At 64.3% G+C, this 25,606-nt stretch carries 25 protein-coding genes; 13 read left to right on the forward strand and 12 right to left on the reverse strand.

Annotated features, from left to right (window positions below; all coding sequences use genetic code 11):
* The first annotated feature begins 38 nt into the window (after positions 1–38).
* Positions 39–1,202, forward strand: coding sequence for an ABC transporter substrate-binding protein (locus V6M87_RS20040; RefSeq protein WP_332878428.1), 1,164 nt, complete (start codon positions 39–41; stop codon positions 1,200–1,202).
* A 6-nt stretch (positions 1,203–1,208) separates the two neighbouring features.
* Here the strand turns inward: V6M87_RS20040 and V6M87_RS20045 are convergent, their stop codons facing one another.
* Positions 1,209–1,577 (reverse strand): CzcE family metal-binding protein, encoded by a 369-nt coding sequence (locus V6M87_RS20045; protein WP_332878429.1) that lies wholly within the window; start codon positions 1,575–1,577, stop codon positions 1,209–1,211.
* Between the two features lie 188 nt (positions 1,578–1,765).
* Positions 1,766–2,278: an MmyB family transcriptional regulator gene (locus tag V6M87_RS20050; protein ID WP_332878430.1), complete on the reverse strand. Its 513-nt coding sequence runs from the start codon at positions 2,276–2,278 to the stop codon at positions 1,766–1,768.
* Between V6M87_RS20050 and V6M87_RS20055 the strand changes: the two genes are divergently transcribed.
* Positions 2,261–2,500 (forward strand): DUF1330 domain-containing protein, encoded by a 240-nt coding sequence (locus V6M87_RS20055; RefSeq protein WP_332878431.1) that lies wholly within the window; start codon positions 2,261–2,263, stop codon positions 2,498–2,500. The two genes, V6M87_RS20050 and V6M87_RS20055, sit on opposite strands and share 18 nt — an antisense overlap.
* 12 nt (positions 2,501–2,512) lie before the next feature.
* Here the strand turns inward: V6M87_RS20055 and V6M87_RS20060 are convergent, their stop codons facing one another.
* On the reverse strand, positions 2,513–3,424 hold the full coding sequence (locus tag V6M87_RS20060) for a LysR family transcriptional regulator (RefSeq protein WP_332878432.1): 912 nt from the start codon (positions 3,422–3,424) through the stop codon (positions 2,513–2,515).
* A 93-nt stretch (positions 3,425–3,517) separates the two neighbouring features.
* Between V6M87_RS20060 and V6M87_RS20065 the strand changes: the two genes are divergently transcribed.
* Positions 3,518–3,964: an ester cyclase gene (locus V6M87_RS20065; protein ID WP_332878433.1), complete on the forward strand. Its 447-nt coding sequence runs from the start codon at positions 3,518–3,520 to the stop codon at positions 3,962–3,964.
* A 24-nt stretch (positions 3,965–3,988) separates the two neighbouring features.
* Here the strand turns inward: V6M87_RS20065 and V6M87_RS20070 are convergent, their stop codons facing one another.
* From V6M87_RS20070 to V6M87_RS20090, 5 genes are all read right to left on the reverse strand, one after another.
* Positions 3,989–5,200: a CaiB/BaiF CoA transferase family protein gene (locus tag V6M87_RS20070; RefSeq protein ID WP_332878434.1), complete on the reverse strand. Its 1,212-nt coding sequence runs from the start codon at positions 5,198–5,200 to the stop codon at positions 3,989–3,991.
* On the reverse strand, positions 5,197–6,336 hold the full coding sequence (locus tag V6M87_RS20075; protein ID WP_332878435.1) for an acyl-CoA dehydrogenase family protein: 1,140 nt from the start codon (positions 6,334–6,336) through the stop codon (positions 5,197–5,199). The genes V6M87_RS20070 and V6M87_RS20075 overlap by 4 nt, the downstream gene beginning before the upstream one ends.
* 10 nt (positions 6,337–6,346) lie before the next feature.
* Complete coding sequence (locus V6M87_RS20080) at positions 6,347–7,510, reverse strand: acyl-CoA dehydrogenase family protein (RefSeq protein WP_332878436.1); 1,164 nt, start codon at positions 7,508–7,510, stop codon at positions 6,347–6,349.
* 15 nt (positions 7,511–7,525) lie between these two features.
* Entirely contained in the window at positions 7,526–8,707 is a 1,182-nt protein-coding gene (locus tag V6M87_RS20085; RefSeq protein ID WP_332878437.1) for an acetyl-CoA C-acyltransferase, read from the reverse strand.
* 137 nt (positions 8,708–8,844) lie between these two features.
* The gene (locus tag V6M87_RS20090) at positions 8,845–10,959 is read right to left on the reverse strand and encodes a 3-hydroxyacyl-CoA dehydrogenase NAD-binding domain-containing protein (protein WP_332878438.1); all 2,115 of its coding nucleotides are present in this window, start codon (positions 10,957–10,959) and stop codon (positions 8,845–8,847) included.
* Between the two features lie 276 nt (positions 10,960–11,235).
* Between V6M87_RS20090 and V6M87_RS20095 the strand changes: the two genes are divergently transcribed.
* Genes V6M87_RS20095 through V6M87_RS20125 form a run of 7 tightly spaced genes read left to right on the forward strand, consistent with a single transcriptional unit; the run spans position 11,236 to position 17,664 of the window.
* On the forward strand, positions 11,236–12,039 hold the full coding sequence (locus V6M87_RS20095) for an IclR family transcriptional regulator (protein WP_332878439.1): 804 nt from the start codon (positions 11,236–11,238) through the stop codon (positions 12,037–12,039).
* Between the two features lie 29 nt (positions 12,040–12,068).
* On the forward strand, positions 12,069–13,235 hold the full coding sequence (locus V6M87_RS20100) for an ABC transporter substrate-binding protein (RefSeq protein ID WP_332878440.1): 1,167 nt from the start codon (positions 12,069–12,071) through the stop codon (positions 13,233–13,235).
* Positions 13,236–13,247: 12 nt separating this feature from the next.
* Positions 13,248–14,120 carry a branched-chain amino acid ABC transporter permease gene (locus tag V6M87_RS20105; RefSeq protein WP_332878441.1) on the forward strand — a complete coding sequence of 291 codons (873 nt, stop codon included), beginning with the start codon at positions 13,248–13,250 and terminating at the stop codon, positions 14,118–14,120.
* Positions 14,117–15,070, forward strand: a complete 954-nt coding sequence (locus V6M87_RS20110; RefSeq protein WP_332878442.1) for a branched-chain amino acid ABC transporter permease — start codon at positions 14,117–14,119, stop codon at positions 15,068–15,070. Before V6M87_RS20105 ends, V6M87_RS20110 begins: the two co-directional genes overlap by 4 nt.
* Positions 15,057–15,770 carry an ABC transporter ATP-binding protein gene (locus V6M87_RS20115; protein WP_332878443.1) on the forward strand — a complete coding sequence of 238 codons (714 nt, stop codon included), beginning with the start codon at positions 15,057–15,059 and terminating at the stop codon, positions 15,768–15,770. Before V6M87_RS20110 ends, V6M87_RS20115 begins: the two co-directional genes overlap by 14 nt.
* Positions 15,763–16,464 carry an ABC transporter ATP-binding protein gene (locus V6M87_RS20120; RefSeq protein ID WP_332878444.1) on the forward strand — a complete coding sequence of 234 codons (702 nt, stop codon included), beginning with the start codon at positions 15,763–15,765 and terminating at the stop codon, positions 16,462–16,464. Before V6M87_RS20115 ends, V6M87_RS20120 begins: the two co-directional genes overlap by 8 nt.
* Positions 16,465–16,482: 18 nt before the next feature.
* Entirely contained in the window at positions 16,483–17,664 is a 1,182-nt protein-coding gene (locus tag V6M87_RS20125) for an acyl-CoA dehydrogenase (protein ID WP_332878445.1), read from the forward strand.
* Here the strand turns inward: V6M87_RS20125 and V6M87_RS20130 are convergent.
* Positions 17,661–18,986, reverse strand: coding sequence for an ATP-binding protein (locus V6M87_RS20130; RefSeq protein ID WP_332878446.1), 1,326 nt, complete (start codon positions 18,984–18,986; stop codon positions 17,661–17,663). The genes V6M87_RS20125 and V6M87_RS20130 overlap by 4 nt on opposite strands.
* A complete protein-coding gene (locus V6M87_RS20135; RefSeq protein ID WP_332878447.1) occupies positions 18,983–19,645 on the reverse strand; it encodes a response regulator transcription factor in 663 nt (220 codons plus the stop codon). The genes V6M87_RS20130 and V6M87_RS20135 overlap by 4 nt, the downstream gene beginning before the upstream one ends.
* 165 nt (positions 19,646–19,810) lie before the next feature.
* Here V6M87_RS20135 and V6M87_RS20140 point away from each other — a divergent pair, with 165 nt between their 5' ends.
* Positions 19,811–20,509, forward strand: coding sequence for a dienelactone hydrolase family protein (locus V6M87_RS20140; RefSeq protein ID WP_332878448.1), 699 nt, complete (start codon positions 19,811–19,813; stop codon positions 20,507–20,509).
* Here the strand turns inward: V6M87_RS20140 and V6M87_RS20145 are convergent.
* Positions 20,506–21,132 (reverse strand): glutathione S-transferase, encoded by a 627-nt coding sequence (locus V6M87_RS20145; protein ID WP_332878449.1) that lies wholly within the window; start codon positions 21,130–21,132, stop codon positions 20,506–20,508. The genes V6M87_RS20140 and V6M87_RS20145 overlap by 4 nt on opposite strands.
* 168 nt (positions 21,133–21,300) lie before the next feature.
* Between V6M87_RS20145 and V6M87_RS20150 the strand changes: the two genes are divergently transcribed.
* Positions 21,301–23,283, forward strand: coding sequence for a phosphatase PAP2 family protein (locus V6M87_RS20150; RefSeq protein ID WP_332878450.1), 1,983 nt, complete (start codon positions 21,301–21,303; stop codon positions 23,281–23,283).
* A 104-nt stretch (positions 23,284–23,387) separates the two neighbouring features.
* Here V6M87_RS20150 and V6M87_RS20155 read toward each other — a convergent pair whose 3' ends face one another.
* Complete coding sequence (locus V6M87_RS20155; protein WP_332878451.1) at positions 23,388–24,863, reverse strand: right-handed parallel beta-helix repeat-containing protein; 1,476 nt, start codon at positions 24,861–24,863, stop codon at positions 23,388–23,390.
* Positions 24,864–25,090: 227 nt separating this feature from the next.
* Here V6M87_RS20155 and V6M87_RS20160 point away from each other — a divergent pair, with 227 nt between their 5' ends.
* Positions 25,091–25,600, forward strand: a complete 510-nt coding sequence (locus tag V6M87_RS20160) for a DUF1993 domain-containing protein (protein WP_332878452.1) — start codon at positions 25,091–25,093, stop codon at positions 25,598–25,600.
* The last annotated feature ends 6 nt before the right edge of the window (positions 25,601–25,606 follow it).

A 25,606-nucleotide genomic window follows, 5' to 3' on the forward strand; every position in this document is an offset into this window, starting at 1 on the left:
AGACTCCGCATTCGTAGCACAACAATCAGGAGACAACCATGAAATTGCAAACGAAGATACTGCTGCTCGCCGCCAGCCTCGCCGCGATCGGTAGCGCCCACGCCCAGGAAGTCATCAAGATCGGCTTTTCTGGCCCGCTCAGTGGAGGCGCCGCTCTCTACGGCAAGAACGTGCTGAGCGGAATGGAGATGGCGGCCGCCGAAATCAACGCCAAGCCGCTCGACATCGGCGGCAAGAAATACAAGGTCGAAATCGTCCCGCTGGACGACAAGTACAACCCGAGCGAAACCGGCATCAACGTCCAGCGCCTGGTGCAGCAGCATAAAACCGCGGCCGTGCTGGTACCGCACTCGGGTGGTGTCTTCGCCGTCCAGGCGTTCAACGAAAAATCGAAGGTGCTGCTGCTGGCCTACACCAGCCTGCCGCAGGTGACCGAGCGCGGCAACCAGCTGACCATCCGCATCCCGCCCGATTTCACCGGCTACGTGGTGCCGTTCACCAAAGCGATGATGGCGCGCTTCGGCAAGAACATCGCGTTTGCAACCGGCGACCACGACTACGCCAAGGCCTGGACCGCCGCCTTCAAACCGGCCTGGGAAGCGGCCGGTGGCAAGGTGGTCGGCGAAAACCCGATGTCGTACAACAAGGCGGCCGACTTCTACAGCGGCGTCTCGCGCGTGCTGCAATCGAAACCGGACGTGCTGCTCATCGGCGGCGCCTCGGAGCCGACCGCGCTGGTGGCGAAACAGGCGCGCGAACTGGGCTTCAAGGGCGGCTTCGTGGTGCTGGACCAGGCCAAGCTCGACGAGATGGCCAAGGTCACCGGCGGCTACGCCCAGCTGGAAGGCGCAATCGGCGTGATGCCGCTGGCCGGCGACGACCGCCCTTCCCCGACCGCGTTCACGGCGCGCTATCACAAGCTGTATCCGGGCAAGGACCCCAGCACCGAAGTGAGCCTGAATTATTCCGCCGTGCACGCAACCATTGTCGCGATGAAACTGGCCGGCACGACCACCGATGCGGTCGCCATCCGCGCGCAGATGGACAAGGCCTTCAGCACCTTGCCCAAGGAGATCAACCCGAACGAGATCGAGGGCTTGACCGACAAGGGTGGCACGGTGGCCAACACCATCATTGCCGTGGTGGAACAGGGCAAGCTGAAGGGCCAGTTCCTGCGCGCGACCGAGTCGGCCAAGAACTGAACCTGGTCAACCGCCTGTGCCGTACAGCGGGTTCGGCGTGACGTAGACCGGGATGCGCCGCGCCAGCAGGCCCGGCGGCGCTACCTGGTTCAGGTGGAACGTGGCGACATTCGGGCTGACCTGGAAGTTCCAGGTGAAGGCCTGGTCGCCGGCGATGAACCGGACCGTGTCACCGCTGGTGACGTTGACCCAGCGGGTGGCGGGTGTGATGGCAATCACGCGCTCTCCCGGCTGCACTGCGGCCTGATCGATCACGGGCATACCGAGCAAATCGATGCGCGGCGACACCGGGTACGCGGTACCGCCCGCGCAACCGGACAGCGCTGCCGCCGCGGCCACGGCGGATAAGTATGGATAAACATGCGGGATGGTCATGGCGCCCTCCTGAGCGACAGTAGACTGCACTGCAACCGAATAGAACTGAGTTGGATTCCGAGGGGCGTTATTTGTTCCTCATGATGAGGCAGCCGCCAGTTTGCCAGGTCGCGCAACCATGCGCGCACAAGTCCCGTGCATGGCCTGGGAAAAATAAGGCGTCTGGCCCGTGACTGCGGGAACAAACTTCAGCGGTCCATGAACCAGGCCCGCGTCACTGCGTCAGCCGCGAAAAACGATTCGATGCGCAGTTCGTGCAAGGTCACATCGCGTGGCGTGCCAAGCGTGGTGATGGTGGTGAATAAATGCAATTCGACGCCGTCCTTGCGCAGCGCCACCGGCAGGAAGGGCAAACCGGCCTGGTCAGCCGGGGACACCGCGCCGTCCAGCGCGCCATCGGTCAGGGCAGGCAGTTCGGCAAGCAGGCAGGTCGCTTCGCTCCCGGGTCCATCGCTCACCGCTTCGCGCTGGATCCATTGCAGCAAATCCGGCCCCACCTCGCGCCAGTTGACGAGATACGGGCGCACGCCGGCCGGATCGAGCAGCAGCTTCACCACATTGACGCCGCCTGGCATCGCCTGTTCATCCGGCATGTCGAGCAGCCATTTGACGAGATCTGCGGCCGGCTGGTTGCTCCTCTGAAGATTCCACAGGCGATCCACGACCAGCGCCGGGAACGGTGCGTGATTGGCAAGCATCATCTCAAGCGCTTGGCGGGCCGTCGCCAGCTCGGGATCGCTGAGTTTGCGCTCCGGATAGGCGGGGCGTTTCCCGACATGGCCCAGGCGCGCCAGTGGTACGCATCGCCAGGCTACCGCGCCATTTTGCCACTGCGTCTGCGCAATGCAAGCAGCAATGTGTTCCTGGCGCCGGGCGTCGATGCGCATCACGCGGCCACGGATGTACTGCGCCGCGCGCCGTGACACAGCGACGGTTTACAACTCAGCTGCGTGCGCTGCAATAAATTCCCTGAACCATCGCTGGCCCGGGTGGGTCTCACTGCGACGATGCCAGATCAGGTGAAACACCATCTCCGGCAGTGCAACGGGTGGCGCAAACAGCGTCAGGCGATGACTTACCTGTGCGTGCAGCGCCACACGCTTGAGTATGGTCGCGCTCAGGCTGGTGCGCGCAACGACCTCCGGGACGGCGAATATTTGGGGCAAGGTCAAAGCGAGCCTGCGCTGCATGCCTTGTTCGGCAAGCGCCTGATCGACCAGTCCATGGCGCTGCCCTTCAGGCGACACGAGCACGTGCTGCAGGGCGAGATAGGCCTGCAGATCCATGGCGCGGCTGGCCGCTGCATGGCCGCTGGACACGATGGTCACGAATGCATCGCGGATTAGCGCGCGTGTCAGGATGCGCCCATCCGTATTGGCGGGCGACACGCCAATCGCGGCATCGATCATCCCGGCATCGAGCAAGTCGACCGCCGCGTTGCGGTCATTAAAGGCATGCACCTCCAGCGCTACGCCAGGCATGCTTTGTTCAAGTGCCGCCAGCAGCGCCGGCAACAGGACGATGGTCGGGTAATCCTGCAGTCCCAGTTTGAACGTCACCGTCGCGCTTGCAGGATCAAATACCGGCGGGCGGACCATTGCCGCTTCAATCTGGCGCAGCGCCGCGGCGAGCGGGACCGCCAGATCGCGCGCGCGAGGCGTGGGCAGCAAACCGCCAGCGCCACGCTGGAACAGGGGATCGCCCAACAGGGTGCGCAAGCGGGACAGCGCAGCACTCATGGCCGGCTGGCTCACGCCCACCTGGAATGCAGCACGCGTGACATTGCGCTCGTTCATCAATGCATCGAAAGCGACCAACAGATTCAAATCGATACCGTGAAAATCCATGGGGCGAATAAATAGATATATCGGTTATTTGTTGGACTGATTATAGCGTGCCGTTCACACTGCTGGCTCCTTCACCAGCGCAATCGGACCACCATGAACACTGCAATAACAGAATTGTCCCGTCAATTAGAGGCCGAACGCATCGCAGTCGAGACGCTGTATCGCGCATTCAGCGAGCACGACCCGGATCTCGTCGATGCCGTGCTCGCGCCAGACTGGGATGACATTCCGCTGGCGCCAGGCCAGGGGCCCGGCCCGGGCGGTATCAAGCCCATCATTCGCAGCCTTTGCGCCGCCATGCCAGACGTACAGATCGCCATCCACGACCTGATTCAGGTGCCAGGCAAGATTGGCGTGCGCGCCGAGATTATCGGCACCCATCTGGGCACGCTGTTCGGTATCGCGCCGACCGGAAAGAAGGTGCGCTTTCGCCTGCACGAGTTTCATACGCTCGCCAACGGCATGGTCACCACCACATGGCATATGGAAGACTGGTTTGGGCTATTCATGCAGCTTGGCCAGTTTCCGCCACAAGATTGATGCGCCGCGCGCTGTAGCGTCGATTCAGGTGACGCCGCGTTCCTTCAATTGAGCCAGCTGTTCTGACGACAGCCCAAGCAACGCTTGCAGAACATCGTTGGTTCCCTCCCCCAGTTGCGGCGGCGCGCTGCGCACCGGCAGCCGTTCGCCGTCGAACCTGTACGGCGAGGCCAGCACGCTGACACTACCCACTTCCGGGTGCGCCATCGTATTGACCAGGCCGCCGGCGACTGCCCGCTGCGAGGTCATCGCCTCGTGCAGGCCGGCCACTTCGCCGCATGGAATGCCGGCGGCAGTCATGCGCTGCAACAGGCCGGCACGCTGGCGGCTACCCAGTTCGCGCCGGATTTCCGGCATCAGTTCATCGCGATGCTGGGTGCGCGCGATGTTGGTCTTGAAGCGCTCATCTGCCGCGATATCCGGCCGTTCGATGACGTCGGTACAAAAGCGCAGGAACTGGCTGTTGTTCCCCACCGCGACCACCAAGGGACCATCGGCCGCCTCGTACACGCCATACGGCATGATCGACGGATGGCCATTCCCGAAGCGCGGCGGGTCATTCCCGCGCAACAGCGCTTCCAGGCCATAGTAGGCGGTGATCATCAGGCCGCAATCGAACAGCGCCATGCCGATGTGACGCCCCTTGCCGGTTTTCTCGCGCTCGTACAAGGCCGCCAGCACGCCCTGGGCGGCGTACATCCCGGTCATCATGTCAACCGCGGCGACGCCAAATTTCAGCGGCGGCTGGGTCGGTTCGCCGTTCAGCGCCATCAGCCCGGCCTCGCCCTGAATCACCAGGTCGTAACCGGGCCGCGCCGCTTCCGGCCCGGTGCGGTCATACCCGGTGATGGAGCAGTAAATCAGGCCCGGCTGTTCGGCACTGAGCGCGTCGTAACCCAGTCCCAGTTTTTCAATGTCGCCGAACTTGAAATTCTGGATCACGACATCGCTCTTTTTGACCAGGTCGCGCGCGATCTGCTGGCCTTCCGGCGTTTTCAGGTCGAGGCACACCGAGCGCTTGTTGCGGTTGACGCTGTTGAAATACGCGGTCTCGGTGGAGCCGATGCGCATGCCCCAGTCGCGCGTGTCGTCACCGCGCTCGGGGTGCTCGACCTTGATCACTTCGGCGCCCAGGTCGCCCAGCACCATCGCGCACCAGGGACCGGCCAGCACGCGCGACAAATCGAGCACGCGCACGCCGGCCAGCGGCAGTGAGGGTGGCAAGCCCAGGCTCATGCAGCTTCCCTGCTCAAGGTAATGTAGCGCTGCAGATGATGGTCTTCATCGCCCAGCTGGTGGTCGATCATCACCAGGCGCTTGGCGTAATGCGCCAGCGGCAGTTCCCACGTCATGCCGATGCCGCCATGGAGCTGGATGCATTCTTCGGCCACCAGCGTGCCAATGCGGCCGATACTCATCTTCGCGGCTGACAGCGCTTTTTCGCGATTGAGGCGGTCGCCGTCCAGCGCGGCGGCGGCGTTGATGACGCTTGATCTGGCCTGCTCCACTTCCAGCAGCAAATCGGCCATGCGGTGCTGCAGTGCCTGGAAGCTGCCGATCACCATCCCGAACTGTTTGCGCGTGCGCAGGTAGTCGAGGGTGGCTGCCTTGGCCGCCTCCATCGCGCCCAGGCTTTCGGCGCACAGGGCCAGCACGCCGCACCCAAACGCGCGCTCCAGCGTCGCATAACCCTGCCCCGCCTGGCCCAGCAAGGCATCCGCACCCAGCGTGAGGCCGTCGAAAGCCAGTTCGGCCACGCGCCCGCCATCGATGGTCGCGCTGCCAGTGACCGTCAACCCGGCCGCGCCGCGCGGCACCAGGAACAGCGAGATGCCCGCCTCCTCGTCGACCGCGCCACCGGTACGGGCCGAGATGACGAACAGGTCGGCCGCCTCGCCCTGCGCGACCACCGACTTGGCGCCGTTGACGATCCAGCCGTCGCCGCTGCGGACAGCGGTGGTGGTCACGCGCGTCATTTCGTAATGCGAGCCCGGCTCGTCGTGCGCAAAGGCGGCGATGACGCTGCCGTCGACAATGCCCTCCAGGTGCGCACGCTGGGCCGCGTTGCCGGCGTGGGCGATGGCTTGCGCGGCCAGCACGGCGCTGCCGAGTATCGGCTCGATGACCAGGCCGCGGCCCAGCGCTTCAAAAACGACGGCGATGTCGAAACCGGCGCCGCCGAAGCCGCCGTCTTCCTCGCGCACCAGGGCGCCCAGTACGCCCAGTTCGGCAAATTGCTGCCAGAACGTGGTGCTCATGCCCTCGGGCGTGGCGGCGATGCGGTCGCGCGCCTCGAAGGTGTACTGTTCGGCGATGAAGCGGTTCAGGCTGTCGGCGAGCATGCGCCGTTCTTCCGTATGTTCGAAATTCATGTGCGTGCCCTTACAGTCCGAGGATCATCTTCGAGATGATGTTTTTCTGGATTTCGTTGGAGCCGCCGAAGATCGACAGCTTGCGGTTGTTGAAGTACTGCGCCGCTGCGGCGCCGCCGAAGTCAAGCGGGTCGGCGACGAACGGGCGCGCCTGGATACCCATCGCGCGCCGCGCCAGCGACGAAATCTCCTGGCGGATCTCGGTGCCGCGAATTTTCAGCATCGAGCTTTCCGCACCCGGCGCGCCGCCGCCGGCCACCGCGGCGATCACGCGCAGGTTGGTCGTCTTCATGTTTTCCAGGTCGATCTCGACGCGTGCCAGCCGCGCGGCAAAGCTCGGATCCTCGATCAGCGGGCGACCGTTGCGGCGCTGCTGGCGCGCGATGCTTTTCAGGCGCACCAGCGCGGCGGTCGAAAAGCCGACGCCGGCGATATTGGTGCGCTCGTAGGTCAGCAGATACTTGGCGCAGGTCCAGCCGCGGTTTTCGCCACCGACCAGGTTATGGGCCGGCACGCGCACATTGGTGAAGAACACTTCATTGACTTCGTGCTCGCCATCGAGCGTGATGATGGGACGCACTTCCACGCCCGGCGTCGTCATGTCGATCAGGAGAAAACTGATGCCTTCCTGCTTCTTGACGTCGCGGTCGGTGCGCACCAGGCAAAAGATCATGTTGGCGTGCTGCCCCAGCGTGGTCCAGGTCTTCTGGCCGTTGACGATGTAATCGTCTCCATCACGCACGGCCGTCGTCGTGACGGCGGCCAGATCGGAGCCTGCACCCGGTTCCGAATAGCCCTGGCACCACCAGTCCGAACCGTCGAGGATGCGCGGCAACCAGTGGCGCTTCTGCGCTTCGTCGCCGTACTTGATCAGAACCGGCCCCAGCATGTTCACGCCGAACGGCACGATGCGCGGCGCATTCGCCAGCGCCGACTCGTTCTCGAAAATGAATTTCTGGATCGCGGTCCAGCCCGGGCCGCCGTATTCTTCCGGCCAGTGGTTAGCCAGCCAGCCTTGCGCATTGAGGATGGCATGCCACTCCTCCATATCGGCGCGGCTCAGCTGGCGGCCTTCGGCGACCATGTTTGACAACCGGTGCGGCAGCCTGGCTGTCAAGAAGGCCTGCACTTCGCTTCTGAATTGTTCTTCTTCTGGTGTGAAATTCAAGTCCATGGCAATCCTCGGTTCTTAATAAATTTCGAACAGGCCAGCTGCACCCATGCCGCCGGCGATGCACATCGTGACCACCGCGTACTTGGCGCCGCGGCGCCGGCCCTCGATCAGCACGTGGCCGGCCAGGCGCGCACCGGTCATGCCGAACGGGTGCCCGATCGAGATCGCGCCGCCGTCCACGTTCAGGCGATCGTCCGGGATGCCGAGACGTTGCTGGCAGTAGATCGCTTGCGAGGCGAACGCTTCGTTCAGCTCCCACAGGTCGATGTCGGCCACCGTCAATCCGTGCCGGGCCAGCAGGCGCGGCACGGCGAACACCGGGCCGATGCCCATTTCGTCCGGCTCGCACCCGGCCACCGCCATGCCGCGAAACGCGCCCAGTGGCGTCAGGCCGAGGCGTGCGGCCTCCTGCGCTTCCATCAGCACGCAGGCCGATGCGCCGTCGGACAGCTGCGACGCATTCCCGGCCGTGATGAACTTGTCCGCCCCCATGACCGGCGCCAGTTTCGCCAGCGCCTCGTAGGTGGTACCGCGCCGGTTGCAGGTGTCTTCGGCGATCGTCACTTCACGCTGCGAGACGTCGCCGCTGTCCTTGTCCTTGACAGCCATGGTGGTGCTGCAGGCGACAATCTCTTCAAGGTAGCGGCCGGCCAGTTGGGCCGCTTCGGTCTTGCGCTGGCTTTCGGCACTGAAACGATCCTGCGCTTCGCGCGTGATGCCGTAGCGCGCCGCGACGATATCGGCGGTGTCGATCATGGGCAGGTACAGGTCCGGCTTGTGTTCCAGGATCCACGGGTCGAGGCTGGGGTCATTCGCTTCGCGCGAACGGATCTGCGAGATCGATTCGACGCCACCGGCAATCACGGCGCTGGCGCCATCGACCACGATGCGCCCGGCCGCAATCGCGATGGCTTGCAGCCCGGAGGCGCAGAAGCGGTTGACGGTGGTGCCGGCGATCGAGACCGGTAAGCCGGCGCGGATGATGGCCTGGCGCGCGACGTTGCGGCCGGTGGTGCCTTCCGGGTAGCCGCAGCCGAGGATGGCGTCTTCGATCAGGGCCGGGTCGATGCCGGCGCGCTCGACGGCGGCGCGTACGGCAAAGGCGGCCAGGGTCGCGCCGCTGGTGATGTTGAATTCACCGCGGTGGGCCTTGGTCAGAGGCGTGCGGGCGGTTGAAACGATGACGGCTTCGCGCATGGTCAATCTCCAATTATGTTTGTTAACATCGTCACCCCCGCGAAGGCGGGGGCCGATAACACGCTTGCTTCACCAATACTGCAGACATGGTATGGGTTCCCGCCTGCGCGGGAATGACGGTCTTGAAATTCGTGATACTAAGCCTGGTTCAAACTTGCAAAATTTTCACCGCGCTCCACCAGTTCGACGAGCAACGGCGACGCATTCCAGAACACCGGATCGTCCTGCGCAAATGTCCGGATATCGGCCAGCACCTGGTCCAGCCCGATGGTGTCGGCATAGTGCATCGGCCCACCGCGATAGCGCGGAAAGCCGTAGCCGTGCACGAACGTCACGTCCACGTCGAGCGGGCGCAGGGCGATCCCTTCATGCACGACATTGGCGCCCTCGTTGATCATCGCCGCCATGTAGCGCCGCATGATCTCATCATCGGTAAAACTGCGCGCCCTGACGCCGGCCCGCTGCCGCTCGGCGTCGACGATCGCCGCAACTTCCGGATCGGGCGTGCCGCTGCGCGCGCCGTCCGCATACAGGTAGTAGCCGCGTCCGGTCTTTTGCCCGAACCAGCCGCGCTCGCACAGCCGGTCGGCGATCTGCACGTAGCGTGCGCGCGGGTCGCGCGTGGGCGCGCGCCGCTTGCGCGTGGCCCAGCCGATGTCGCCGCCAGCCAGGTCCGACATCTGGTACGGTCCCATCGGGTAACCGAACGCGCGTACCGCGGCGTCGATCTGGTATGGCGATGCGCCGTCTTCAAGCATGTGGTCGGCCGCCGTGCGGTACACGGCCAGGATGCGGTTGCCGATGAAGCCGTCACATACGCCGGCGCGCACCGGCGTTTTGCGCAGCAGTTTGGCCAGTGCAAAGGCGGTGGCCACGACTTCCGGCGCGGTTCTTTCCGGCACAACGATTTCAAGCAGTTTCATGATGTTCGCCGGCGAGAAAAAATGCAGGCCGACGACGTCCGCGGGCCGCGTGGTGCTGGCCGCGATCTGGTCGATGTCGAGATAGGACGTGTTGGTGGCCAGCACGGCGCCCGGTTTGCAGACCCGGTCGAGTTGCGCAAACACCGCCTGTTTCACGGCCATGTCTTCAAACACCGCTTCGATGACCAGATCAACCTGGGCCAGCGCATCGTAAGCCGTGCTGCCGGTGTAGCGCGCCATCGTGGTCGCCTTCGCGGCAGCCGTCATGCGCCCTTTGGCGACCTGGCCGTCGTAGACTTTTTCGACCAAAGCGCGGCCCCGGGCCAGCGCCGCGGCATCCACCTCGATCATGGTCACCGGCAGGCCGGCGTCGAGCGCGGCCACCGTGATGCCCGCGCCCATGGTGCCGCCGCCGACGATCCCGATACTGGCAATCGGGCGCGGCTGCGCGACCCTGGTTTCCGGCGCCTTGACCACTTCGCGCTCGGCAAAAAAGGCGTGCACCAGGCCGGCGCGTTGCGGGCTGTCCAGGCACTGCACGAACAGCGCACGTTCCAGCGCCATGCCTTGGTCGAACGGCAAGTCGAGCGCGCCCTGCACCGCGTCGATAATCTTCAGCGGAGAAAACAGGCCGCGCGCTTGTTTGGCCGTGCTGCTGCGCGCCGCGTCGATGGCGGCCTGGGACGCGGCGACATCGGCCAGCCGATCGGCGTCTCGGGTACGGCGTGCCGGCGCATGCGCGGCGACCAGTTCAGCCGCGTAGGCCAGTCCCTGTTCCAGCGGATCGGCGGCGTCCACGCCCAGTTTGTCGACCAGCCCGAGCGCGCGTGCCTCGGCAGCGCCAAGCTGGCGACCCGTGAGCATCATGTCCAGCGCCGCTTGCGCGCCAATCAGGCGCGGCGCGCGCTGCGTGCCGCCGGCGCCCGGCAACAGGCCGAGCAGCACTTCCGGCAAGCCGAGTTTTGCACCCCCGAGGGCGAGGCGGTAGTGGGCGGCCAGCGCCACCTCCAGCCCGCCGCCCAGCGCCACGCCATGAATCGCTGCGATCACCGGCTTGCTGCATGCTTCAATACGCTGGCACACGTCGGGCAACAAGGGCGCGACCGGCGGCTTGCCGAATTCACGGATATCGGCGCCACCGATGAAATTGCGCCCCGCGCCCACGATCAGCACCGCCGCAACGCCCGGCGCCGCCTCGGCCGCGGCGATGGCGTCCACCAGGCCGCGGCGCACCTCGGCGCCCAGTGCATTGACAGGCGCATTGTCGATTGTCACGACCAGAATCGCGCCATGCTGCGCGTACCGGACCACGGCTACCGCTGAACCCATATGAAGTCTCCTCGCTAGTTGTTTCGCTGTGCGAAATATTGTTTTGATTAACGATTCATTCAAGACCATACCGGCTTTTCGCCCTACTGTAAATGCCTCTCAGATCGATTTAAGAGCGCCGGCTGCTTCATTTTTTCCGACTGGAAACTTCCCGATATAGTTTCGCAATGCGAACGACTATTCCGCAAAAACTGTTGACAGTGTTATTTTTTTTATGTGAATATCCACCCCGACCCAGCCGTCCGAGCCGGGCATGAGACGCGTCAGGAAACGACCATGCAAGTTACGCTGCAAGATGCACCGGAAGACTCGGCCGACCGCCAGTTCGTCAGCGCCCTGGCGCGCGGACTGGAAATCCTGCGCTGCTTCCGGCCCGGCGAAGCCGCGCTGACCAACAGCGAAATGGCGCGCCGCACCGGCATGCCGAAACCGACGATTTCGCGCCTGACGCATACGCTCACCAAACTCGGCTACCTGCATTTCTGCGCCGACCAGGGGCGCTATGAACTGGGCGCCGGCGTGCTGGCCCTCGGTTACACGCTGCTGGCGAATATGGACGTGCGCACGCTGGCGCGGCCAGGCATGCAGGAACTGGCCGAATACGCCCAGTGCGCCGTGGCGATCGGCATTCGCGACCGGCTCAGCATGGTGTATATCGAAGCCTGTCGCGGCAGCGCCGCCGTCACCATGCGGCGCGACGCCGGCTCGCGCATTCCGCTGGCGACGACGGCGATGGGCAAGGCATATCTGTGCGCGCTGCCCCAGGCCGAACGCGACTTTTTAATGGACCACATCCGCCTCGACGACGAAGCGGCCTGGCCGACCGTCAAGGCCGACATCGAACAGGGTTTCAAACAATATCAGGACCACGGCTTTTGCCTGTCGTCGGGCCTGTGGGACAGCAAGATCAGCGCGGTGGGTGTGGCGCTGACCGATGCCGATCCGGCCAAGACCATGTCGTTCACCTGTGGCGGGCCATCGTTCCTGCTGCCGCGCGAACGGCTCGAAGACGATCTCGCGCCACGCCTGATCGCGCTGGTGCGCAGCATGGAAGTGTCGCTGGGGCGGCGCTTCAGTTAAATCAATACACATATAAAAAGGTGGAGACAATGAAACGTACAACGATCAGTATTGCTGCCCTCGTGGTGAGCACCATCGGCGCCATCAGCGCTGCCCACGCCGACGAATTTTCCGTCGGCGTGCAAATTCCCCTTACCGGCGCGCTGGCCCGGGTCGGCATGGGCACCGAAGAAGGCATCCGCGTGGCCGTCGAAGTGTTCAACAAGACCAACGGCAAGCACACCATCAAACTCATTACGGTGGACGACGAATCGTCGCCGGCCAAGGCCGTGGCGGCGGTCGAGAAGCTGGCCAGCCAGAACGTGGTGGCCCTGACCGGCGGCTACGGCTCGAACAATATTGGCCCTGCAGCCGATGCGGCCAACAAGCTCGGACTGGTGTATGTCAGCTCGGGCGGCGTCGACGACGGCCTGGTCAACAGCGGCCGCACCAATTTTTTCCGTATCAATAACACGGCCGGTTACCAGAAGGCGCTGGTGGGTCTGATCACGGAGCTGGGCGTCAAATCGGTGTCGGTGGTTTACTCCACCAAGGAAGCGACCACCGGCCTGGCGAAAGGCATCGAGGCGACCATGAAGGCCAAGGGCATCAAGGTCACCACCCACGCTTTTGATCCGGCGATTACCGACTTCAAGCCGGTCATCAACAAGATCAAGCTGCAGGACAAGTCGGAATTCATTGCCATGGTCGGCTACGAGAACGATTACGTCGGCATCCTGCGCGCTGCGCGCGTACTGAAACCGGCGATCAAGGGTATCGCCGGCGTGTGGTCGCTGGCCACGCCAAAAATGGCGGCCGACTTCCCCGACCTGATGCCGAATGTGTACGGCACCGCCGTGCTGCCTTTCCCGGTCGCCTTCACCACGCCGGCCGGCAAGGCCTTCGCCGACGGTTACAAAAAGCTGTACAACAAGGAGCCGGATTACCTCGGCCAGTTCGGCTATGTCCAGTCGCTGCTGCTGTTCGAAGCGATCGCGCGCGCCGCCGACAAGGGCACCATCAAAAAAGGTGGCGTGGCCGAAGAAATGCGCAAGACCGACAGCATGACGCTGATCGGGCGCGTGCAGTTCGACCCAAAGGGCGACAACCCCAACTTCACCCAGCGCATGGGCCAGCACCAGGGCAAGCAAGTGGTGCTGGTGTGGCCGAAAGAAGCGGCCAACGGCAAGCCGGTCTACCCTGGCCTGCCCTGGTAAAGGCGTACCACGATGACTGAACTCATCCTGCAGGCCGTGTATTCCGGCCTGCTGCAGGGCGGCTCGTACGCCCTCATCGCCCTCGGCCTGGCGCTGGTGTTCGGCGCCATGAAGGTGATCAACCTGGCGCACGGCGAACTGGTGCTGCTGTCGGCCTACATCGCCTACACGGTCGAATCGAAACTGGGCTGGAATCCGGCGGCCGCGATTCCGCTCTCTGTGCTGATCGTCAGCGCGACTTCCGCGCTGGTGTACTTCATTGTCGGGCGCATCAAGACCAACCGCGAAATCAATTCGCTCACGCTCACCTACGGCATCGGTGTGATATTGACCAATTTGATCCTGATGACGTGGAAGGCCGATGTGCGCGCCACCAATTCAAGCTGGATGCAGGAAGCGATCGTGCTCGGCCCGTTCTACAGCATGCGCAGCGAACTGCTGTTCTTCGGCGTCGCCGTCGCCCTGATCGTGGGGCTGTGGTGGTGGCTCTCGCGCAGCTGGTACGGGCGCGCCGTGCGCGCGGTGTCGAGCAACCGCGATGCGGCCAAACTCATGGGCATCAACCCGGGCCGCACCGAACTGGTGTCGTTCATCGTGGCCGGCATCCTGGCGGCGTTTGCTGGCGTGGCCCTGTTCAGTTATGGCGTCATCACGCCAGCCTACGGCGGCGTGCTGACGGTGAAAGCCTTCATCATCACCGTGCTGGCCGGCATGGGCTCGATTCCGGGTGTGCTGATCGGCGCCATCCTGCTCGGCGTGGCCGAGTCGCTGACCGTCACGCTGGCCAGTTCGGCGTTGCAGGAACTGGCCGGCATGGGACTGTTCCTGCTGGTGTTGTTCGTCATGCCGAACGGCTTGTTCGGTGCATCACGGAGGCGCGGATGAAGATTCAAGCAAGCAAGATTGCCGCCCTGGCCGCCGTGTATATCGCCGTGCCGCTGCTGTTCGGCGCCGACAATTACGTGATGAGCCTGATCATCGCCTCGCTCGTCATCGGCGGCATCGCGCTGTCGTGGGCGCTGCTCGGCAACCTGGGCGGCATGGTCAGTTTCGGCCACGCCGCGTTCTTCGGCGTCGGCGCCTACACCTCGGCGGTGCTGTCGATGCAGTACCAGGTGCCGGTGTTCATCGCGCTGGTGCTGGGCGGCGTCGGCGCGGTGGTCGCCGCGCTGGCCATGCTGCCGGTGCTGCGCCTGCGCGGGCCGTACTTTGCGCTGGCCATCCTCGCCTACGCGCACATCTTCCGCATCCTGGCCAGCGAATGGACTTCGGTGACGGGCGGCTCGGCTGGCATTGCCAACATCCCGCGCCTGCCGGTGGTGTTTGGCGTCGACTTCTCGGGCAAGACCGGCAACTACCTGGTCATTCTGACCATCGTGCTGCTGTTCGCGCTGGCGTATGCGCTGATCCGGCGCAGCCCGCACGGCCTGGCCCTGCGCGCGATGCACGACAGCGACGACGCCACCCGCGTGGTGGGCGTGAACAATACCCTGCTCAAGGGGATGATGCTGATGGTGTCCGCCTTCATGTGCGGCGTGGTGGGCGCCTTCAACGCCCACTACATCAATTTTCTGGAGCCGGATTACGCCTTCAGCGCGCTGTGGGTGACCATTCCGATTGTCGCGGCCATCTTCGGCGGCTACCGCACCATCACGGGACCGTTGATCGGCGCGGTGGTTGTGTATCTGGTCGACCAGCTGATCGTGAAAAACATCCTGCCGTCCGGGCACCAGATGGTGCTGGGCGTGGTACTGGTGGCGATGATCGTGGCCAGTCCCGACGGCCTGCTGGCCCTGGTGCGCAAACTCGTAAGGAAAAAAGATGCTGCAACTTGAGAACATCACGGTGCGCTTCGGCGGCCTCACCGCCGTCAACGATGTGTCGCTGGCCATCGGCAGCGCCGACGTGATCGGCCTGGTGGGCGCGAACGGCGCCGGCAAGACCACGCTGTTCAATGCGATTTCCGGCCTGGTGCGCCCCACTTCCGGCCGCATCCTGTTCAACGGCCAGGATGTGCTGCGCGCGCCGATGTACCAGCGCGCGCGCATGGGCATTGGCCGCACCTTCCAGATCCCGCAGCCGATGCACGAACTGACGGTGCGCCAGAATTTGCTGGTGGCGCAGCGCTTCGGCACCGGCAGCGTGAATCACAAGCGGCTGGACGAGATCCTGGAATTCACCAGCCTGGCCGCCAAGGCCGATGCGGATGCCGCCACCGGCCTCGCCCTGACCGAACTGAAAGCGCTGGAAGTGGCCAAGGCGCTGGCCACCAATCCGAAGCTGCTCTTGCTCGACGAAGTGCTGGCCGGCCTGGAAACCCACGGCAAGCGCAGGTTCATGCACATGCTCAAGGACCTGCACCAGCAGTTTGGCGTCAGTATCGTCATCATCGAGCACGACATCGAGACCATCAGCAATCTGTGCCAGCGCGTGGCGGTGCTCAACTTCGGCCAGATGATCGCCGAAGGCACCCCGGCCGAGGTGTTTGCCAACCCGGCGGTGATGGAAAGTTATACGGGAGCGGCCCATGCTTGAAGTGACGAACCTGCGCGCCGGCTACGGCGCCATCAATGTGCTGTGGGACCTGTCGCTGACAGTCGAGACCGGCAAGCTGACCACCATCATCGGCCCGAACGGCGCCGGCAAGAGTACCCTGCTGCGCGCCGTGATGGGACTGATCCCGGTCACGCAAGGCAGCATCAGCCTGCACGGCAAACCGCTGAATGGCACGCCGACCTGGGAGATGAACCAGCTGTCGATGGCGATGATCCCGGAAGGCCGTATGACCTTTCGCGACATGACGGTCGAAGAAAACCTGATGATGGGCGCGTTCGCGCCGCAGCATCGGGCGCAGGCCACAGCCAACCTGGAAAAATCGTACGCCATGTTCCCGCGCCTGCGAGAACGACGCAAGCAGCTGGCCGGCTCCCTGTCTGGCGGTGAAGCGCAGATGCTGGCCATGGCGCGCGGCTTGATGAGCGACCCGAAGCTGCTGATCATCGACGAGCCGTCGCTGGGCCTGGCCCCCGTGATGGTCAATGAACTGTTCGAGATTCTGGCGCGCCTGAAGCAGGAAGGCCGCACCATGATCCTGGTCGAGCAGAACACCCACCGCGCGGTCGGCGTGGCCGATCACGTATACTTAATGCAGAGCGGGAAAGTGGTGCTGTCGCAGGCAGCGTGTGACGTCAGCCTGGACCACCTGCACGACCTGTATTTCGCCCGCTAAAATAACATGGAGACCAAGATGAACCACACCAAAGCCCAATTCCACTGGGATGATCCGCTGTTGCTGAACAATCAGCTGACGGACGATGAACGCATGGTGCGCGATGCCGCCGCCGCATATTGCCAGGACAAGCTGCAGCCACGCGTGCTCGATGCCTTCCGCTACGAGCGCATGGACACCTCGATCTTCCGCGAAATGGGAGAACTCGGCCTGCTCGGTCCAACCATTCCCGAAGAATACGGCGGCCCCGGCCTGAACTACGTCAGCTATGGCCTGATCGCGCGCGAAATCGAACGGGTCGACTCCGGCTACCGGTCCATGGCCAGCGTGCAGTCGTCGCTCGTGATGGTGCCGATTTATGAATTCGGCACCGAAGCGCAGCGCCAGAAATATCTGCCGAAACTGGCCACCGGTGAATGGATCGGCTGCTTCGGCTTGACCGAGCCGAACCACGGTTCCGACCCCGGCTCGATGATCACGCGCGCGAAAAAAGTCGCGGGTGGCTATGCGCTCACCGGCGCGAAAATGTGGATCACCAATTCGCCGGTGGCCGACGTGTTCGTGGTCTGGGCCAAGGACGATGAAGGCGCGATCCGCGGCTTTATCCTCGACAAGGGCATGGCCGGTTTGAGCGCTCCCGCCATCCACGGCAAGTTCGGCCTGCGCGCCTCCGTCACTGGCGAGATCGTGATGGACAATGTGTTCTGCCCGGAAGAAAACGCCTTCCCCGACGTGCGTGGTTTGAAAGGGCCGTTCACCTGCCTGAACTCGGCCCGCTACGGCATCGCCTGGGGTGCGCTGGGCGCGGCCGAAGCGTGCTGGCACATCGCGCGCCAGTACACCATGGACCGCCAGCAATTCGGCAAACCGCTGGCCGCCAACCAGCTGATCCAGAAGAAACTGGCCGACATGCAGACCGAAATCACGCTCGGCCTGCAAGGTTGTTTGCAACTGGGCCGCATGAAGGATGACGGCACCGCCGCGCCGGAAATCACCTCGATGATGAAGCGTAATTCCTGCGGTAAGGCGCTGGACATCGCCCGGGTCGCGCGCGATATGCTGGGCGGGAACGGCATTTCCGACGAATTCGGCGTGATCCGCCACATGGTCAACCTGGAAGTGGTCAACACCTATGAAGGCACGCACGATATCCACGCGCTGATCCTGGGGCGGGCGCAGACCGGCATCGCGGCGTTTTAGATCGGGTTCAGGCGCTGGACGCGCGTGAACGGCATCACCACCGACACCTTCAAGCCGCGCCCGCCCGGGCCATCTGCCAGCGCGATGGTGGCGCCATGGTGCTGCGCGATATTGCGGGCAATCGCCAGTCCCAGCCCCGAGCCCCAGGCAGCATTGCCTTCCGGGCGATAAAAACGGTCGAACAGACGCGCTCGATGTGCCAACGGGACGCCGGGGCCGTTGTCCGTTACCACCAGCATGGCGCTGCCGTCCGCAACCAGGGTTTGCAGGTCGACGCGGCCGCCCACCTGCGTGTAGCGCAAGGCGTTGTCCACCAGGGTGCCGAGCAGGACGCGCAGGCTGTCCTCGTTCGCGTCGATCACCACACTGGCCGGCACGTCGATGCCGAGATCGATGTTGCGGCTTTCGGCCAGCAGCAGATACTCGCGCACCACATCTTCCAGCACGGCGCCCAGATCGACCGGCCGGCGCTGCGCGCCGGTGTGGCCGCCTTCGTGGCGCGCCAGGCTGAGCAACTGCTGCACCAGGTGGGTGGCGCGGTCGAGGCGTTCATGCAGGCGCGCCAGCGCCGTGGCGCGCGCCGCGTCGTTGGGGGCCCGCTCGGCCAGCTGCAGCTGCAGTTTCAGCGCCGCCAGCGGCGAGCGCAATTCGTGTGCGGCATCGGCCACGAAGGTCTTTTGCGCGGTGAGCGCAGCGTCGAATTTACCCAGCAAACCGTTCATTGCCAGAATCATCGGCTGCAGGTCGGGCGCCATGTTCGTCACCGGCAGCAGCTGCAACTGGTGCGGCGAACGGCCTTCGACCAGGCGCGTCAACTGGCTCAGCGACCTGAGTGCGCGTGCCACCACGGCCAGGGTCAGCATGACCAGCACCAGCGCGAACGCCAGCAGCGGTGCACCCGCGCGCATCGCCAGCCTTGCGGCCAGGCGGTCGCGGACGGCGTAGGGCTGCGCCACCTGGACATAGCCGCCCTCGCTCATCACGCCGTAGATACGCCATCTGGCGTTGGCGATGCGCGCCACTGCGTAGCCTTTGGCGTCGTAACGCGCGACCGGCGCCTGCGGCTGTGAGGCGTAACGCAGCGCACCGCGCAGGTCCCAGGCCTGCAGCACGAATTCTTCTTCCGGCTCCTGGGGCGCAGCGTCGTCCAGGATGGCGCCCGACTGGCCGGGCAAGGCCAGCACGAGCTGGCGCAACTGCAAGTCGGCCAGTTCGTTCGATTCTTCCAGCAGCGCGTAGTACAGGGCTGCGCCAGCGCCCACGGTACAGGCGAGCGTGGCGCACAGCACGCCAAACAGCAACTGGGTCCGGATGCTCCTCATGATGCGGCCGGGATCTTGTAGCCCACGCCGCGGATATTCATGATAAACCCGGCGCCGAATTTTTTACGCAGGTGGTGGATGTAAACGTCGATCGTATTGCTTTCGATTTCCGCGTTCCAGCCATACAGCTTCGATTCGAGCTGCGCCTTGGACAGGACCGCGCCGGGATTGTCGAGCAGTGCGCGCAGCACGGCAAATTCGCGTGCCGACACGTGCACCGACTCGCCGCCGTAGCGCACGTCGCGGGTGGCCAGGTTCAACACCAGCGCGCCATGCACGATCAAGGCCTGGCTGCGGCCCGCGCGGCGGCGCAGCAAGGCGCGCACGCGCGCGAACAGTTCGTCGAGGTCGAATGGTTTGACCAGGTAATCGTCGGCACCGCTGTCGAGCCCTTCGACGCGGGCCTGGGTGCTGTCGCGCGCGGTGATGATCAACACGGCCGCAGCGATGCCGTCCGCGCGCAGGGTGCGCAGCACGTCGAGCCCCTGTTTGCCGGGCAGCCCCAGGTCGAGCAGCACCAGGTCGTAGTCAGTGTGGCCGAGGGCCATCTGCGCCGCCACGCCGTCGCGCACCCAGTCCAGCGCATACGCCTCGCTGCGCAAGCCCTCTTCGATGCTTTCACCGATCATTGCATCGTCTTCTACCAGCAACAGGCGCACGGCCAATCCTCATCCATATTCGAAAGCGCCATCTTACCCTGCCTGCCATTTGACGATACTGCCACGCGCCGTGGCGGTCCCCGACGCGCTGCGGCCATATTGTGTATTCTGACCATCCAGAGCAGGCTCCAAGGCGCCCGCTCGTCAACGCACACCAAGGACACCATGTCAGAACAGCTCAGCATCCATACGCCTGATGGCGATTTCAACTGCTACGTCGCCCGCCCCGCCGCTGCGGTGGCGCCGGTCATTGTCATCATCCAGGAAATTTTCGGCGTCAACGCCGGCATCCGCAGCATCGCCGACGGCTACGCCGCCAAAGGCTATATCGCCATCGCACCAGACCTGTTCTGGCGCGCAGAGCCGGGTCTCGAGCTGGACGCCACCAAGCCCGCCGACCTGACCAAAGCGTTTGCCATGTACGGCAGCTATGACGCCGCCAAGGGCGTGCAGGACATCGCCGCCACCGTGACCGCGGCCCGCCTGCTACCCGGCGCCTCGGGCAAGGTCGGCGTCACCGGCTACTGCCTGGGTGGCCTGCTGACCTTCCTGTCTGCGGCCGGCACCGACGCCGACGCCTTTGTCGCCTACTACGGCGGCGGCACCGACCAGCACCTGGACCGCGTCGCCAGCATCAAGCGCCCGCTGCTGTATCACCTGGCCGGTGCCGACGCTTACATCGGCCCAGATGCCCAGCAGGCCATTCGTGCCAGCCTGGCCGGCAAACCGGATACCGAAGTGCATGTCTACCCGGGCTGCGAGCATGCGTTTGCCCGTCCGGGCGGCGAACACGCCGACGTCGCCGCCGCCACGCTGGCCAACGCCCGTACCGACGCATTCTTCCAGCGCCACCTGGCAAATTAAACCGCTGGCACGCCAGGCCCGGCGGGCAGATACTGCTGGAATGCCGCCGTGCGTTCCAGCCGTGCCGACAGTGCCACCAGATGCGGATGATCCGCCGCCGGCACGATAGTCGCAAGCATCGACTGCGTGAACTGCCAGGCCACGGCAGCCGTAATCGTGGCCTGGCAGTGCACGGTCTCGAACAGCGCCGGGCGCTCTGCCACTTCCTGCTCCAACGCCGCATACGCAGCTAGCAGCTGCCCCGTCACACGCACAATCCACGGTTCGTATTGCGCCTCGAGCGGGCGCAAGTTGCGTTCATATGCAAGCTGCACACTCTTTTCACAGGCGGCCAGCGCCAGGCCGACGGCGCGGAATGCGTGCTGCAATTGCGCAGGCTCCACTGGCCACAAGGAGCGCGCCGTGGTCGCCTCCATGAATTGCAGGATCAGGGACGAATCCATCAGCAGTTCGCCGTCGTCGCACACCAGCGTGGGCGCTTTCACGACCGGGTTGATGCCTTGAAAACGCGCGAACGTACTGAACACGGACACCGCCTCGTGCTCGAACGGTACACCCAGCAGCTCCAGCGAGATGGCAACGCGCCGGACAAAGGGCGAATCGAGCATGCCGATCAATTTCATCGTGTCTCCTCAGGTCGACGCGGCTGCGCGGGATGCGCACAAGGAACGCGCTGACGCGTCCCATTATTCGCGATTTCCTGACGGTGTAGAAACTTTTTGTCATCAAGTAGTCACAACTTCGTTCTACCATTCGGCAAATTTTTCGCAACCACTCCCGAAGGCTTCGCCATGCATCCTATCCTCATCACGCGCCGGCTTCCGCTCGTCCTGGCCATCAGCGCCGCCCTTGCCCTGGTCGCCTGCGGCGGCGGCAACGACGACAACAACGTCGCCACGCCAGTCGTCACGACGCCCGCACCAACCGGCCTCGTGGTCCCGTCAGCACCAGCCGACCAGGGTGCCGCAGACACCGCGCCGGTGCCGGCCGTCACTGCCTTCGTCGACACCATCGCCACCAACCAGCGCGGCGACGCACGCTATGCGACGGTCGCCACCAACGCCGGCGTGCGCGTCCTGGCGGGCATGCTCGACATCTGGAAACCGTTGACCGAACTGGTCGACGCCGGCAACACCGCCCCCGCCGTCGATAACTTCCCGGCCGTCGTCGCCTCGACCTGGACCGGCCTGCCAACCGACGGCACGCCAGGCGGCACCATCGTCAATGCGGCCGTCCACAAGGCCAACATCCAGTACGTCGTCGACGCCACCACCAAACGCACCGCGACCCAGGCCACGGCGGCCTATCTCGACGACCGCCGCGGCAAGGGTTACAGCGTCACCGATGGCCTTGGCCCCCTGACCGACGCCTGGCGCACAGCCGCCGGCCAGACCACCAGCATCACGACCGTCCCGGCCGACGCCACCACCGTCCTGTACAACGACACCGGCAACAACACCGGCGTTGCCGGCAGCACCAACGCCAGCTTTGGCAACGTGGTCGCGCTGGTCAACGCGATGGGCGCCAACGGCTCGACCGAGCCGGCCAAGCGTTTCTACAAATATGCGCGTCCGTACCGCTGGAGCACCGACGTCGTCGTGCTGCCAGCCCTGGTGCCGGCGAAGAGCGCCACGCCTGCTACCGACGGCGGATTTACCAGCGGACACTCGGCCGAAGCGGTGCGCAATACGGTGGCCATGGCCTACATCCTGCCCGAGCGCTTCCAGGAAATCCACGCGCGCGGCCTGGAGATGGGCGAGAGCCGGATCCTGGCCGGCATGCACTCCCCGCTCGACGTCATCAGCGGCCGCCAGCAAGCCACCGCGATCGCTGCGTCGAACCTGGTAGACCCCGCCAACGCCGCGCTGAAGGCCGCCGCCGTGACCCAGGCCCACGCCACCCTGATGGCCGCCACCGGCACCACCGCCGCCACCTTCAATGCCTACGCCCACGCCGGTAGCGCCGCCAACGACCGCTTCACCGACTACGCCACCAACAAGGCCAACTACCTGCGCCGCATGACCTACGGCCTGGTCCAGACCGGCAAAACGGATGCCGCGGCGGTCGTGCCAAAAGGCGCCGAAGTCATGCTGGAAACGCGCCTGCCTTACCTCTCCGCCGAGCAGCGTCGCGTGGTCCTGAAAACCACCGCGATCGCGTCCGGTTACCCGGTGCTGGACGATCCTGAAGGCTGGGGCCGCCTGAACCTGTTCGCTGCCGGCGACGGCTATGGCGCCTTCAACGGCAACGTCACCATCAGCATGGATGCCTCGCTGGGTGGTTTCAATGCAAGCGACCTCTGGCGCAACGACATTGCCGGCAAGGGCAAATTGATCAAGCTGGGCACCGGCACGCTGCAACTGGGTGGCACCAACAGCTGGACTGGCGGCACGCAAGTGGATGCAGGTACGATGGAAGGCGTTTCGGCCAAGGCGTTCGGCGCGGGTGACGTGTATGTCAGCGCCGGCAAACTGCGCAGCAATGCCGCCACCGCACTGGCACTGGCGAACTACACCCAGCTCAAAACCGGTACGCTGGAACTGAACCTGGGCAATGGCCAGCAAGGCCGAGTCAGCGTCACCGGCACCATGACGATCGCCGGCGGCACGCTGCACATCACGTTCCAGAAAGGCTACGTGCCGGCGGTGGGCGATACGCTGAGCATCGTCGCCGCAGGCAAGTTGCAGGGCACCTTCGACACGATCACCGTCGACGGCTTTACCAACACGCCGACCTACACGGCGACCGGTCTGCAACTGCGCCTTGGTAGCTAAATAAGCTCGCCTCCCCGGAGCGCAAGCCGTATCGGCCAATTGGCCGATACGGCTTTTTTACGCCCCGCACAGACCAGGTCCGGTTTAGCTGTGACTGAGGTCGCTTATCGGTCGCTGGCGCCGGCGGCAACGCCGTATTCGTCCGCACCAAGGTCGATGATGCCTTCGACGCGGGCCTGGCCGTCGAAGTCGAGCAGACCATTGACGGGAATCGCACCGGAAGGATACTGGGTCGCCCAGAGCGGCGAGGTCCAGGTGGTCAGCGCCGCCCCGGTCGCACCGACATTGAGCGCCGGAGACGTCACCTGCAGGCGCAGGTTGCCGCTGGCCGGCGCGACATAGCGCGGATCGGCGATGAGCAGCGTACCCGGCAGACCAGTGCGGCTGGTGCCGCTGCCGAACCACAGGTTCACACCCCACACGTTACCCGTATTGCCGCTGCCTTCGACGCTGTAGCTCTGGGCCGGCGAGCCTTTTCCGTAGAAAATGTTGTTGGAGAAGCGTGCGTCGATCACCTTGTAATTGAACACCACCTCGGTTCCCCACCCCTTGTTCTTGTAGAACGCGTTGTTGTGCACGTTAATGCGGCGCGCTTGACCGGCGCCCGAATCGTAGCCGCCCACCGACAGCCCGCTTTCAATATTGTTGTAGACGACATTATTCGTCATCACGATGTCTTCGGTGGCCTTGCCGCTGTGCTCGCTGGCGAACTCGAAGCCGATGTCGTTGCCGCTTGAGACGTTGCGGTCGAATACGATGTTGCGTCCGCCATCGACATAGAAGCCGCCCGCAGACCCGACGCCGCCGTACCACGGATTTTTCTTGCTGGAGTTGTTCTGCGCGGTGTTTCCGCGCACCACGCCGTTGCGCACCCGGTCGTTGTCGCCGCACTTGGCGCATTCGCCTTCGTAGCCGATGAAATCGAAACCGATGTTGTTATTGTCGTGCACATAATTGTTCAACACTTCGAAACGGTCCACGTTGCCGTTCAGTACCAGCGCCTCGCTGGCCTGCAGCACGTTCTTGTAGACTTCGTTGCCTTGCACCAGCAGATCGGTGATGCCGGTGGCGTTGGTGCCAAACACGGCCAGGCCATGCGCGCCATACGAACACGGCTCCTTGCAGGTACTGGTGTGGCGGATGTCGTGAATCTTGTTGTTCACCACCTGCAGGTGCGCCCCGTTGCCCTCGATCAGGATGCCAACCGGCGTATTGGTGCTACTAGTCGCCAGAGCGCCCACCTCGAATCCCTCCACGCGCACGTAGTTCGAGTTTTTGATGGTGATGAGCCCCTGGCGGCCGGACGGCGCCAGGCCGCTGCCACTGATGATGGCGCCCGGGTCGCCCTTGATGATGATGAAGGCGCTGGCGGTTCCCGATTTTCCGGACACCAGGACCTTCTGGACGTAGGTGCCCGGCAGCACGCGCACGGTGTCGCCGGCCACGGCCGCATTGACGGCAGCCTGAATCGATCCGCCCGGGCTGACTGTGATGGTGGCGGCACCGGCCGCGCCGACGCACGTGGCCAGCAGCACGCCGGCGGCGGCGCGCAAGGCGGGGGTAAAAGGTTTGCGGTTCATCTGCACTGCTCCAGGTAATGCTCGCCAAAAGCGAGATTGAGGGAAACATCGACTGCACCAGGCGACAGGCGCAATTTTCGAGTGCATGATAGGGAACAATAATTGCCGGAAAGGAAAACTTTCAAAATGTTTCAAATGTGGCGGGATGGTTACATAGATAGCCGATAGATACAGCGCCGCTCAGTAAGCGGTTACGGGTTACGGGTTACGGTATAGTGGAACGCACCATGACACTGCCGCCCCCCACCCGACTGTTCATCCACTACCTTGGCAGGTTGCGCGACCTGCTCGCCCGCGTCGCCGCAAGCGACAGCGACATCCTGGACCGCCGCCTGCACCCCGACATGGCGCCCTTGCTGCAGCAGGCCAGAAGCGCGATCGGCTTCACGCTGCGCGCCGCTTGTCCGCTGGCCGGGCGCGAGATCGTCTCGTTCAGCGCCGGCGCGACCACGCTGTCAAACATCTTGCAGGAGCTCGATGCGACGGTGGCGTATCTGGCGGCGCTGCCGGATGCGGCGTTCGACGACGTCGGCAGCGCGCGTGTCGACACGACCGCGGGTTTTGCCGACCTGGCGCTGCCAGGTCCGGACTACTACCTGATGTACGCGGTCCCGAATTTCTTCTTTCACTACACGATGGTGTACGCGATTGGGCGCCAGGCCGGCGTCGCCATCGGCAAGGCCGATTTCGACGGTTATCACGCCTATCCGCCAGGGTTCAGTTTTTCACCCGGCTGATCTGTT

The organism is Massilia sp. S19_KUP03_FR1, from assembly GCF_036688685.1.
In the GTDB taxonomy this organism is placed as follows: Bacteria; Pseudomonadota; Gammaproteobacteria; order Burkholderiales; family Burkholderiaceae_D; genus JALYUM01.

Bases quoted from the DNA above. Each gene is read 5' to 3' on its own strand.
- V6M87_RS20040 (WP_332878428.1), top strand. From the start codon at position 39: ATGAAATTGCAAACGAAGATACTGCTGCTCGCCGCCAGCCTCGCCGCG.
- V6M87_RS20045 (WP_332878429.1), bottom strand. From the start codon at position 1,577: ATGACCATCCCGCATGTTTATCCATACTTATCCGCCGTGGCCGCGGCG.
- V6M87_RS20050 (WP_332878430.1), bottom strand. From the start codon at position 2,278: ATGATGCTTGCCAATCACGCACCGTTCCCGGCGCTGGTCGTGGATCGC.
- V6M87_RS20060 (WP_332878432.1), bottom strand. From the start codon at position 3,424: ATGGATTTTCACGGTATCGATTTGAATCTGTTGGTCGCTTTCGATGCA.
- V6M87_RS20065 (WP_332878433.1), top strand. From the start codon at position 3,518: ATGAACACTGCAATAACAGAATTGTCCCGTCAATTAGAGGCCGAACGC.
- V6M87_RS20070 (WP_332878434.1), bottom strand. From the start codon at position 5,200: ATGAGCCTGGGCTTGCCACCCTCACTGCCGCTGGCCGGCGTGCGCGTG.
- V6M87_RS20075 (WP_332878435.1), bottom strand. From the start codon at position 6,336: ATGAATTTCGAACATACGGAAGAACGGCGCATGCTCGCCGACAGCCTG.
- V6M87_RS20080 (WP_332878436.1), bottom strand. From the start codon at position 7,510: ATGGACTTGAATTTCACACCAGAAGAAGAACAATTCAGAAGCGAAGTG.
- V6M87_RS20085 (WP_332878437.1), bottom strand. From the start codon at position 8,707: ATGCGCGAAGCCGTCATCGTTTCAACCGCCCGCACGCCTCTGACCAAG.
- V6M87_RS20090 (WP_332878438.1), bottom strand. From the start codon at position 10,959: ATGGGTTCAGCGGTAGCCGTGGTCCGGTACGCGCAGCATGGCGCGATT.
- V6M87_RS20095 (WP_332878439.1), top strand. From the start codon at position 11,236: ATGCAAGTTACGCTGCAAGATGCACCGGAAGACTCGGCCGACCGCCAG.
- V6M87_RS20100 (WP_332878440.1), top strand. From the start codon at position 12,069: ATGAAACGTACAACGATCAGTATTGCTGCCCTCGTGGTGAGCACCATC.
- V6M87_RS20105 (WP_332878441.1), top strand. From the start codon at position 13,248: ATGACTGAACTCATCCTGCAGGCCGTGTATTCCGGCCTGCTGCAGGGC.
- V6M87_RS20110 (WP_332878442.1), top strand. From the start codon at position 14,117: ATGAAGATTCAAGCAAGCAAGATTGCCGCCCTGGCCGCCGTGTATATC.
- V6M87_RS20115 (WP_332878443.1), top strand. From the start codon at position 15,057: ATGCTGCAACTTGAGAACATCACGGTGCGCTTCGGCGGCCTCACCGCC.
- V6M87_RS20120 (WP_332878444.1), top strand. From the start codon at position 15,763: ATGCTTGAAGTGACGAACCTGCGCGCCGGCTACGGCGCCATCAATGTG.
- V6M87_RS20125 (WP_332878445.1), top strand. From the start codon at position 16,483: ATGAACCACACCAAAGCCCAATTCCACTGGGATGATCCGCTGTTGCTG.
- V6M87_RS20130 (WP_332878446.1), bottom strand. From the start codon at position 18,986: ATGAGGAGCATCCGGACCCAGTTGCTGTTTGGCGTGCTGTGCGCCACG.
- V6M87_RS20140 (WP_332878448.1), top strand. From the start codon at position 19,811: ATGTCAGAACAGCTCAGCATCCATACGCCTGATGGCGATTTCAACTGC.
- V6M87_RS20145 (WP_332878449.1), bottom strand. From the start codon at position 21,132: ATGAAATTGATCGGCATGCTCGATTCGCCCTTTGTCCGGCGCGTTGCC.
- V6M87_RS20150 (WP_332878450.1), top strand. From the start codon at position 21,301: ATGCATCCTATCCTCATCACGCGCCGGCTTCCGCTCGTCCTGGCCATC.
- V6M87_RS20155 (WP_332878451.1), bottom strand. From the start codon at position 24,863: ATGAACCGCAAACCTTTTACCCCCGCCTTGCGCGCCGCCGCCGGCGTG.
- V6M87_RS20160 (WP_332878452.1), top strand. From the start codon at position 25,091: ATGACACTGCCGCCCCCCACCCGACTGTTCATCCACTACCTTGGCAGG.